The 10,647-nt window shown below is 45.7% G+C and carries 9 protein-coding genes and 1 pseudogene; 9 read left to right on the forward strand and 1 reads right to left on the reverse strand.

Annotation, left to right across the window (positions count from 1 at the left end):
• Positions 1-1,059: RsmB/NOP family class I SAM-dependent RNA methyltransferase (locus tag MVG27_RS02090; protein ID WP_297556048.1), on the reverse strand; the 1,059-nt coding region annotated here is incomplete at its 3' end.
• Between the two features lie 148 nt (positions 1,060-1,207).
• Between MVG27_RS02090 and MVG27_RS02095 the strand changes: the two genes are divergently transcribed.
• The 9 genes and pseudogenes from MVG27_RS02095 to MVG27_RS02135 form a co-directional block, all read left to right on the forward strand.
• A complete protein-coding gene (locus MVG27_RS02095) occupies positions 1,208-2,749 on the forward strand; it encodes an HD domain-containing protein (protein WP_366078639.1) in 1,542 nt (513 codons plus the stop codon).
• Positions 2,750-2,754: 5 nt separating this feature from the next.
• Positions 2,755-4,485 (forward strand): hypothetical protein, encoded by a 1,731-nt coding sequence (locus tag MVG27_RS02100; RefSeq protein WP_297556051.1) that lies wholly within the window; start codon positions 2,755-2,757, stop codon positions 4,483-4,485.
• Positions 4,485-5,786, forward strand: coding sequence for a hypothetical protein (locus MVG27_RS02105; protein WP_297556053.1), 1,302 nt, complete (start codon positions 4,485-4,487; stop codon positions 5,784-5,786). The genes MVG27_RS02100 and MVG27_RS02105 overlap by 1 nt, the downstream gene beginning before the upstream one ends.
• A gap of 4 nt (positions 5,787-5,790) precedes the next feature.
• A complete protein-coding gene (locus MVG27_RS02110; RefSeq protein ID WP_297556055.1) occupies positions 5,791-6,597 on the forward strand; it encodes a hypothetical protein in 807 nt (268 codons plus the stop codon).
• A gap of 10 nt (positions 6,598-6,607) precedes the next feature.
• Positions 6,608-7,228 carry a hypothetical protein gene (locus MVG27_RS02115; RefSeq protein WP_297556057.1) on the forward strand — a complete coding sequence of 207 codons (621 nt, stop codon included), beginning with the start codon at positions 6,608-6,610 and terminating at the stop codon, positions 7,226-7,228.
• A gap of 19 nt (positions 7,229-7,247) precedes the next feature.
• A complete protein-coding gene (locus MVG27_RS02120; RefSeq protein WP_297556059.1) occupies positions 7,248-8,699 on the forward strand; it encodes a serine/threonine-protein kinase in 1,452 nt (483 codons plus the stop codon).
• Positions 8,700-8,784: 85 nt separating this feature from the next.
• Positions 8,785-9,057: a hypothetical protein gene (locus tag MVG27_RS02125; RefSeq protein WP_297556061.1), complete on the forward strand. Its 273-nt coding sequence runs from the start codon at positions 8,785-8,787 to the stop codon at positions 9,055-9,057.
• Complete coding sequence (locus MVG27_RS02130) at positions 9,041-9,517, forward strand: DUF3368 domain-containing protein (protein ID WP_297519239.1); 477 nt, start codon at positions 9,041-9,043, stop codon at positions 9,515-9,517. The genes MVG27_RS02125 and MVG27_RS02130 overlap by 17 nt, the downstream gene beginning before the upstream one ends.
• Positions 9,514-10,647, forward strand: a pseudogene (locus MVG27_RS02135) (DNA polymerase); the annotation flags it as partial. The gene MVG27_RS02130 and the pseudogene MVG27_RS02135, both read left to right, overlap by 4 nt.

Genomic DNA, 10,647 nt, shown 5'->3' on the forward strand with positions numbered 1-10,647 from the left:
CCACTTCACCTCTGGGAACTGGCGGTAGGTTCCGGAGCTTGAGCACGGGGCATCGAGGATTATTTTGTCGAATTTAGCCTTGTCCCTGAAGCTCTGGCCGTCGGCGTGGACGAGCCTGACGTTTTTAATGCCGAGTAGCTTCATCTTCTCCTTCATCCTCATCAGGCGGTCGTAGGAGTAGTCAACCGCGATGATTTCTCCTTTATTCTCCATCAGTGCCGCCGCGTGGAAGGTCTTCGAGCCGGGGGCCGCGGCCAAATCGAGAATCCTCTCGCCGGGTTCAGGAGCCAAAACGTGGGCAACGTAGGCCGAAGCTAAATCCTGGATCACGAACTTTCCCTGTTTGTACCAGTCGAGCCTCATGACCGGCGTTTTGTATTCGAGGACCTTCAGAACGTCGAGAACCGGAGTCAGGGCCGTTCTAACGCCCTTTTCCTCAAGGTAATCTCTGAGAGAATCAACGTCTGTCTTCAGCGTGTTCGCCCTGACGTAATACCTCTGCGGCCTGTTGTTGCTGAGGAGCAGGCGAACGGCCTCGTCGTAGCCGAACAGGTCGATAGCGTACTCCACGTACCAGCGGGGGTGGGAGAAGCGAACGCTCAACCACTCGATTCTGTCCTTCTCCTTCAACTTCCTCAGCGCTTTATCGACGTCGAACTTCTCTATCGAGTGCATCAGAGCGTTTACAAATTTGGCGCGGGAGAAATCAAAGCGCTCCTTGACGACGCGGATTATTGAGTCGGTCGCCACCGCCGGCGGAACCTTCCTGAAGTGCATCTCAAACGTCCCGATGCGGAGGAGGTTCGCCAGGTAGGGGTCGAGGTCTTCAACCGTCGAGCCTTTCAGCACGGAGTTGATTATGAAGTCTATTTTAGCGCGCCACTTCTCAATCTCGAAGACGTAGGCGTGCGCCAGCCCCCTCGCCTTCTCGCGGTCCCTTCCGGCTATCTTCCTGAAGACCCTCTCGAGGGCGTGCTTCGACGACAGCTCGCGCTCCTCAACGAGCATCAACGCGTCCGCCACCACTTCCTGAAAGCTCGCGCGGTAAAATAGCTCCATGCTCGGCCCTTCGATGGGAGGTTTAAAAAGGTGGTGGTGAGTTTGTTTAGTAATCCCATCGTTTATTAAGATACAAATACGAAAATAAGATACGAATACAAAAAAGTTAAATAACAAAACAGTATATAAACCAAAATGGGTGTTCGTAATGGGTGTCCAAGATCTTGTTAATGCTCTCAACCAAAGTCTCTCCACCACGCAGAAACTGGAGCTGGTTGAAGCCTTTCTCCAGAGTGGTGATGCTGAGTACGTTCTGGATAGATGCCCTAAGTTATGGACAAAAATTAACGATTACTATGATCTCCTTCATAATAAATTCATGAAAAAGGAAATATTGGAAAATGTTATGATTAATCTTCTAGACCCACTCCGGTCCGAGGAGGAGAAGATTAAACTAAAAAGTCTTGAAGCTGAGCTCGTTAAATATATAGAAGGGCTTGATAAGAGAATTAAAGACATTGAAAAACAAATATTAGACATCATCCAAAACAACCCAAACTGCATGCCCAGAGTCCCCTCTGCTGTTCAAGCTCCAACCATTGGCATTCCTCCTATTAATATTCCTCAATGTCCCGAATTTGAGAAATTCCTTGATCAAATGGAGGGTATAGTTAGAATCATTAGTACCAAGCTAAGTGATTCCCCGTTTGGAACGCCTTGGATTATGGCCCATTTGGGTTTTGTGGGTTATACCGATCATGGCATCAATCATGCAAAAAGGGTTTTTGACAACGCTAAGAAAATAGCTCGCGAAATTGGGGCCAATCTGAACCCCCTTGAAATCTCCATCCTCAAAATAGCCGTTTACTATCATGACTATGCCATGAACTTTCTTCCAAATGTCGTCAAGAAAAATCTTCAAAACCTCGACCGGAATGCACTGAGAAAGGGACACGCATCCTTCTCAGCTCATCAGTGGATAAATGATTTTGATAGCTATTACAAGATACTGCTGGAGAAGTATATTACCAGTAATCACGACTTACAAAAAATAAAAGATGCAGTGGCAGAGATTATTGAAAACCACAGCGGGGATTTCAACCATTACACAGACAAAAGCATAACCATATGTAATTCGAACATTCCCATTAGGGTTGGTCTACTCTCAGCCCTGTTAAGACTTGCCGATGAAATTGACGCTGGATACTATAGACTGCCCCAGTCAGAAACCCTCGGTGTTATTTTAGTTCTAGGGCTTTGCTATGATGAGTATGCCAAATCTCTTCCCCACTACGTAACCAACGCACTTATAGACTCCATTTCCGTTGAGAACGGCAGGCTGGAAGTATTGATGCATCCTTTTGAAGGTGCCGCGCTCTTCTATCCCCGGATCGATTCAAAGAAAGTCTTGATCACCTATAAGGGTGATGACTTAGACCTACTCAGACCTCTCTTTAACGTTTCAGGTAAACGGGTATATGCCGTAAAGGACATGTTTGAAGAAAAACTCGAGAGCGAACTTGAACTTGCCAACGAGGTATTTAGAAACTACAGTCTGCGGGAGCTGGGGTATCATGTGGAGGAATCAATTCCCCTTGACCTCGCGAGTAGGTTTGACCGTGATTTAGCTTACCGTGGCTTCCAGAGCTTCGTTAAAATGGGGATTGGAAAAACACTCTTGGACAGCTGTGAAGATCTAAAAGAGATCAAAAGTGAACATGATATTTATGAAATTGTTGAAGTGAGGTGACAGCAATGACTATCCCCGTATTTATTCCCCTCCTCAGGGATAGCTTCCGTGCAGAGGACTCCTTCAAGGATTGGGGCCACCAAGCACTGATACCCTTTGTTGGAGGCTCTATAATAGAATTTATCCTCAAAGACATTGCATACGCATCGAAGCAGTCAGGGATTAAAACCAGTATAACCTTGATTTCTCAAAGAGAGAAAGAGGACAAGTTTAGAGAGGTTTCAGAAAAAATTGAAACTATTTTGAATGACTTAGATTCAACGCAGGATAAATCAACTAAAATAGAAGTGAAGTCGAGTGCAAAGTACAGGTATATTCAGGACTTGGTAAGGATACTGGTTAACGTCATTGAAGAGTACAGTAAAGAAAAGGAACATCAAGAAAACTATCCTGTGTATATGGTTCATTATCCTTCAGTGGTACTTCAGAATGAGATTTACATAGAATTTTTAAAGTTGATTGAGGAACTCAATACCGAAGAGCCATCAGTTCTCTTGGTGCTCTTTCCAATTATGGAAGAAATGACAAATGGGAGAGATGTATTGTTTAGTGATGAGATTAAAGTTAAAGATATTGTGCCAAGGACAAACATTCAGGTAGGTTCCAGTTTAAGCGTCAAGAAAGGTACAAAAAAAGACTATGTTCTCTTTGACTATAACGGCGGTTCTTACACTGCTGAAATGATCGGAGTCTTCGCATTTAACAAGAGGTTTCTTGAAATGTTAGAGAAAGGAGGCAATATCAACCTTACGAGTGAGAACAGGTTCCAGGACATACTAAAATATCTCCACGCAACTCATGACGTTAAAATCCTTGCTCTCGCAATAGGCTCGGGACGATTTGTCTCCCTTAAGTATCCATGGCAAATTCTGAGAGGCTTTGATTTTATAAGTCGCTTTTTGCTCTATAGATTGATCAAAGAAGGCAGTTCAGAGTACATTAGCTTGATTCTAAAAGATTCTCCCGAAGAAATCTGGAAGGGAGTATGTGTGACAGAAAGAAGAACGAGCAGGCCGAGCAATATAGAGTTTAAGGACTTGGACTTTAAAAAACTTGGACCAAAAAAGAACTTAGAGCGGCCAAGATACGGCTATGCATTTGAAGATTATCCACTTGAAGAGGAGACTGATCCAGTGGAGAGATATCTATCCGAAAACGGATATTCTGGGGTTGTTTTTATTAAGCTACCCACTACCGATAAAAAATCCCCTGCTGAAGTACTTCACACCATCGCTGAAGATCCAAATACTACCCTCATCAAGGGCATAATCTTCATGGAACCCTCAAAGACCAAAATAAGTGCTGGAGCTCATGTGAGATCATCCTACATAGGAGAGGGAAGTAAGATCCTTGGACAGGCCATAGTGGACCACTCAATAATTGGAAAAAACACTGTCCTTTACCCTAATTCAGTCATTCCCTATGCAATTGTTGGTAACAGCGTTGTTATAGGCGGTCAGGTAACGTTTGCAAGGGAGAAGGCAAGGATGATAGGTGAAACTGTCAAGAGGCCTCCGATGTTCTATACCGGGAAAGAGATCATTCGTTATGAAGGACGTTTTAGCACATTGGTAGGGGATAGGACAAAGATCATGATGGGAGTTGACATTAGTCCAGGATGCAGAATTGGATACGAATGTGAGATATTCCCCAACATAAGCGTAATATATAACGTCCCACCCCGTACAAGAGTAAGATACGAGGGAATATTTGAGAGGGGGAGGGCGGAGTCATGATGCCTCAACAGGTTGAAAAATTTTGGGAATTATCGACGAGAATTTATGAAAACAAGTACATCAAAAATACAAAGTTCGGCAAACTAATGGGTGATATATCTAAGAAATCTAAGAACCTTTTCATAAACCCCACCTTCGCTTTCCCACTTTTAAACCTCTACCTGCTGGCAATCTCGTATCCCAACAAAGACGTAAATTGGGCCGTTAGGGAGACTCTAAGAACTTATGGAAGGGCCATAAGGGACATGATTATGAACAGCTGGGAAATAACTGAGCTCAAGAAACTCGATAAGAAACTTACAGACTTGGCCAATGACCTATACAAGATGAATGCTCACTCAGTGCTCTTCCCCATTCATGTTGATAACGATGCAGATCGAGCCAAGACGTATGAATTAATAGGGCTTGTGTTTACAAGTATATTGCCTGAGGAAGAAAACAAAAACATAGAACTCCTGAAAGAGGCGACTAAACACGAGAGGTACGCTGGAATAGCTGATATAAACATTGTTGCAAATATATCACGGGAAATCTTTGGAGCTTACGATAAAAATGATAAAAATAACGCTAAAAAATGTATTGACATGTTGAGGTCTAAGAATCTGGAGAGCACCATAACCTCATTCGAGACTCAGGACAATGAGCGGATTGAGGTAACGCCCTTGGACTTGATAGTGCTGACATTCAACGATATGCTGAACACCAATGTAGACACTTCTTTCAAGTTCATAAACAAGAGGTTACTGGCAAATCACACCCTCAGGCAGATGATTTATTCCCTCTACGCAAGATTCTTCCTTGATTTTATCCTGGAGTTTGGGCCGAGGGATATCTCAAGAGTTCTGGGATTCCGGATTGAAATGTACTTGTTAGACGACGTCAAAGAAGCATTTAAGGGACTAAGTGGAAACCTTAGGATAGCGGACGACGTTATAGCTTGGCAGGGTGAGGCGGGGAGCCAATACGAGTACGTCCTGAAAATATTAAACGTAGGCGTTAAAGGCGAGGAAATATTTGATCTGTGGCTTGAGATAAGGAGAGACATCGGAATAGCTGGCATGGACTCCCTGATCTTTATCCCAATGTACCCCGAGCAGAACCTTTACGGAGCGTGGGAAAAGTTCAACCTCGACAAAAGGCTGGCGAAAGTTGAACGCCGTGAAAGCGAGGGAAACGTTGTGGTGCTGACGTTGAACCATCTTTATGACCTGCTCAGGGTAATGCTTATCAATGTTGACGACAGACCGGAAGATAGGGCGTTTGAAGTGTTTGAGCAAATTGTAAAAGAAAACCTGCTCTGAGGTGATGGGAATGGAGGGAATGCGCTTTGTTAACAGCTTGAGTTCACTTAGCTTTCGGACCAATGGCTTAATGTCCCACCCTACATTCAGGAGTCCTGCCAGAGGCAAAGTTCAGCCTTCTAAGCTTCCCACATCCAGAGGGAGTAGCAGGGGAATTACTCCAAAACTTGCTTTAGAGGCCATCCATACACAATCTGAAGCTGGCTTTCGTGAAAGAGCACGTTTTAAAACTGATATCTGGACAATCAGGGTTAAACCTCTCGAGATTCCCTTTTACTTTCTCGAGTCAACGACTGAAGTAGATGTACTCGTGGACAAACTCATAGGACTTGACAAAGAAAAGGTAAGGATCAACGGAATTGAGTATGACAAAATGGATGCCATTGAAAGGCTCATGAACCTCAAGGTTCTCCTCAGGCGGGAAGATCTTCTTAGAGCCAGAATCAGAATGATTGCAAAGGCAATAAAGAAAGAAGACTGGGATGATGTCAAGAAACTTTCTACATCACTTAACTTACCAACTGATGTTGAACTATTACTGCTTGCCGCGATAGCGTACGTAGTCACAAATGGAAAACCCCAACGTAAAATTAGAAAAATAGCAGATATCCTTTACTCCCCTAAAAACAGGTCTCTCTTTAAGGTTATAATGATGACATTTGCCCAATATATCCGGACTATTCCTCCAAAAAAGAGGGCTTCCCTAAAAGAATCACTGAACATAAAAGAAAAAATGATAGGAATCGTATGGGATACTATCAAAAAAACATACAACAAGAGAGTTTCCGTAATGGGGATAATGAAATCTTGAATTAATCCTCTTGCCTGGGGGGATACGTATCCCAGAATATGCATATCTAATAATATCGAAGGATCTTATAGAGGCCAATGGCAATAAAGCAACTTTAGTGATTGGACAAGAAAAGGTATTCGTTAATGCCAACTATCAGGGCGATGAAAATTTTGAAAATGAAGTTAGCGGAGTCTTGAAACACGTAAGAACTATCCACTCAATGGTAGGTGGTAATGAGGAAGACTTTAAATTCACAGTCTTGAAGAATGTGTCCTCGGATCAAGAGAGCAGAATACGTATGGTTGTAATTAAAATTTTAGAAATTTTGAAAATAGAAGAAGGGATTAATGAAAAATTAGAAAAAGTGGATGATCTATTAAAAAATTATAAAGAACTACTCCTGGATGTATGGCCTCAACTTCTGAGTATTCTTCAAGATTATCGTGATAGTCTTGAAAGATATAAAGAGAAGAAAAAGAAGCTCGAGGAAATACATATAGAGTTATTAGATCCAATAAAACCTGATAAGGAGGCATTCTTGTTAAGAGATTTAGCAGATGGTCTGACTAACTACTTGAAAAAGCTTCATGCCTTTATATCTGATCGAGAAAAAGAAATAAAAAAAGAAATTGAGAAAATTGGATTCTAAACTCTTACTGTGATGCCCCATGGCCCTCCTGCAAGAACATCCAGAACTGTGGGTTCGAGTTGAGGAGTACAAAAGGCTCAAGGACGAGCTCGAAGTTAAATTGAGGCTTCTTCAAGAGATAAACCTGTCCCTTCTTGATCCCTTTCTATCCCCAAGGGAAAAAATACAGCTCCGCAATATGAGGTCCAGAACGGTTCATTACATCGAAACACTGAAGCAGAGATTAGAGATTCTTCAAGAGGAAATACTCAGAGAGGCCAGCGAAAGAGGAATAGGGAGAAAAGAGGTATTTGATGCTTTGGGGGAAGAGATATTTTATCCTTCAGAGCCAGAAACTGAAGGAGGGGAAAAAATTTCAAATGTACCTAACGCCGTTCCCAGTGTAGCGCTCCCGGCAACTTTTGAGAAACTTGTTGAGGTTTATGAGTTCATTGAATTCATCGGTGAGGGCGGCTTTGCGAGAGTTTACAAGGTAAAGAGAAAGAAGGACGGTAAAGTCGTTGCTCTGAAGATACCCAAGAGCTTAGATCCAGCCACGGGCAAGTCCTTTCTCAAGGAGATAACCAACTGGCTTCACCTGAAGCACCCCAACATCGTTCGCCTTTACGACGCAAACATCCTTCCAATCCCGTTCCTTGAGATGGAGTACTGCGAAAGCTCACTGGCGGAACTTAGAAAGCCACTGCCGGTTGAGGAGGCCTCGCTGATGGTCTTCAACATTGCAGAGGGGTTGAAGTATGCGCACTCCAAGGGCATAGTCCACCGCGATTTAAAACCTTCAAATATACTCATAAAGGAAGGAATTCCGAAGATTTCTGACTGGGGTTTGAGCAAAGTCCTTGAGGAGAGCATGAGCACCACCACTACGGCAAGCTTTACCCCATTCTATGCGGCTCCAGAGCAGATTGACAAAAAGTACGGGAAAACTGACAAGAGAACTGACATCTGGCAGCTGGGAGTGATATTCTACGAGCTTGTGACTGGAAAGCTACCTTTTGACGGTGATAGCTTACTCGAAGTGATCTCGAAGATAGTGAATGACAGGCCTGTTCTGCCAGGCGAGATCAATCCAGAGGTAAAGAGGGTTGAGCCGATTATCATGAGGATGCTCGCCCAGAGGAAGGAGGAGCGCTACCAGTCGGTTGATGAACTCCAGAAAGACCTTGCAAGGGTTCTCAACATGACCTACTCTGAAAGCCTGAGGGAGAGCAAGACTCTGGGCGATGTGAGGGGGATAACCTACTACCTGACGGAGCTCCTCCTCATCAACCTCAAGACCAACAATCCCGCCGAGGCTTACAAATACGCGAGCGATTTGGCTTTTTATGTCAATGGTGACATGAGAAAGGCGATAGAGAAACTTGCCGAACAGCTGAAGCTCCGCCTTGAAGAAGGCCTCAAGATACCACCCGAACTCATAGAAAAAGCCGAGATAATAGTGCACAAGATAAGGGTAGGACTTGGGGCTTAACCTCTTCATCTAACTCTTTTATCGATTGCCGTGTCGCTTCGTGAGGTTTATTAGGCCTGGGGGCAAATCACATAACGGTGAGAGCATGGAAGAGGTTGACAGGCTCGTGTTCAACTTTCCCCTCTTCAAAGATTACCCGGAAAAGGAGCGGTTCATCAAGGTCGTTGGGCTTCTGGTAAGCCACCAGATAACGTTTGAGAAAGCTGCCGAGCTTCTGGACATGAGGCTCGAAGAGCTGGCGTTCCTCCTTGACAAGCTCGGGGTTGAGTACTCGCTTCTCGATGAGGAAGAGGCCAGACTTGAGAGAGAAGAGGCTGATAAACTCATGGGGGAACTGAAACGTGAGGGCCGTCTTTAATTCGTCCCCAATTATAATCCTCGGAAAGCTTGGATACTTAGCCAACTCAATAGCGCTTTTTGGTGAGGTTTACGTTCCTGAGGGAGTCCTGCTGGAGGTCACCGCGAAGGAGGACGAGGTAAGCGTCCTTCTGCGAGAACTTACGGAGAGGAACCTTATCTCAGTCATGGAAATTGAGAAAATCGCCGAGTTGGAATATCCGGGACTTCACAGGGGGGAACTGGAGGCAATAGCCCTTGCAAAGCGCCTCGATGCTATGGTCGTTCTCGATGACCTGAAAGCCAGGAAAGCCGCGAGACTCGAGGGCTTGAGGGTTATAGGGACGCTGGGCATACTGAGGATTTTAAACGAAGCAGGTATGCTCAAAGAATCCCCCCAAGAGCTTTTGGAAATTTTAACCCGCGTTGGTTTCAGGATTCGCCCCGAGCTGTTTTACAAGGTTATGGGTGAGGAAGAATGATCCTTGATACAGACTACATCACCGAAGACGGAAAACCCGTAATCAGGGTGTTCAAGAAGGAGAACGGCGAGTTCAAGATAGACTACGACCGGAACTTCGAGCCTTACATCTACGCGCTCCTGAGGGACGATTCCGCGATCGAGGACGTCAAGAAGATAACGGCAAGCCGGCACGGTACCACCGTCAGGGTCGTCAGGGCCGAGAAGGTGAAGAAGAAGTTCCTTGGCAGGCCGATAGAGGTCTGGAAGCTCTACTTCACCCACCCCCAGGACGTTCCCGCAATTAGGGACAAAATCAGGGAGCACCCTGCTGTCATAGACATCTACGAGTATGATATCCCCTTCGCCAAGCGCTACCTCATCGATAAGGGCCTCATCCCGATGGAGGGCGACGAGGAGCTTAAGATGCTCGCCTTCGACATCGAGACGCTCTACCATGAGGGCGAGGAGTTCGCCGAAGGGCCGATTCTGATGATAAGCTACGCCGACGAGGGCGAGGCGCGCGTAATAACCTGGAAGAAGATCGACCTTCCCTACGTCGACGTCGTTTCGACGGAGAAGGAGATGATAAAGCGCTTCCTCAAGGTCGTTAAGGAAAAGGACCCCGACGTGCTCATAACCTACAACGGCGACAACTTCGACTTCGCCTACCTCAAGAAGCGCTCCGAGAAGCTCGGCGTTAAGTTCATCCTCGGAAGGGACGGCAGCGAGCCGAAGATACAGAGAATGGGCGACCGCTTCGCCGTCGAGGTGAAGGGGAGGCTTCACTTCGACCTTTACCCCGTCATAAGACACACCATTAACCTGCCCACCTACACGCTGGAGGCAGTCTATGAGGCCATCTTTGGACAGCCAAAGGAGAAGGTCTACGCGGAAGAGATAGCCACAGCCTGGGAGACGGGCGAGGGGCTTGAGCGCGTCGCGCGCTACTCGATGGAGGACGCCAAGGTTACCTACGAGCTGGGAAGGGAGTTCTTCCCGATGGAGGCCCAGCTTTCGCGCCTCGTCGGCCAGAGCTTCTGGGATGTCTCGCGCTCGAGCACCGGCAACCTCGTCGAGTGGTACCTCCTCAGGAAGGCCTACGAGAGGAACGAGCTAGCACCGAACAAGCCCTCCGGCAGGGAGCTTGAG

It is taken from the genome of Thermococcus sp., from assembly GCF_027011145.1.
In the GTDB taxonomy this organism is placed as follows: Archaea; Methanobacteriota_B; Thermococci; order Thermococcales; family Thermococcaceae; genus Thermococcus.

Excerpts from the sequence above, each read along its gene's own strand:
- MVG27_RS02095 (WP_366078639.1), top strand. The coding sequence starts at position 1,208 with ATGGGTGTCCAAGATCTTGTTAATGCTCTCAACCAAAGTCTCTCCACC.
- MVG27_RS02100 (WP_297556051.1), top strand. The coding sequence starts at position 2,755 with ATGACTATCCCCGTATTTATTCCCCTCCTCAGGGATAGCTTCCGTGCA.
- MVG27_RS02105 (WP_297556053.1), top strand. The coding sequence starts at position 4,485 with ATGCCTCAACAGGTTGAAAAATTTTGGGAATTATCGACGAGAATTTAT.
- MVG27_RS02110 (WP_297556055.1), top strand. The coding sequence starts at position 5,791 with ATGGGAATGGAGGGAATGCGCTTTGTTAACAGCTTGAGTTCACTTAGC.
- MVG27_RS02120 (WP_297556059.1), top strand. The coding sequence starts at position 7,248 with ATGGCCCTCCTGCAAGAACATCCAGAACTGTGGGTTCGAGTTGAGGAG.
- MVG27_RS02125 (WP_297556061.1), top strand. The coding sequence starts at position 8,785 with ATGGAAGAGGTTGACAGGCTCGTGTTCAACTTTCCCCTCTTCAAAGAT.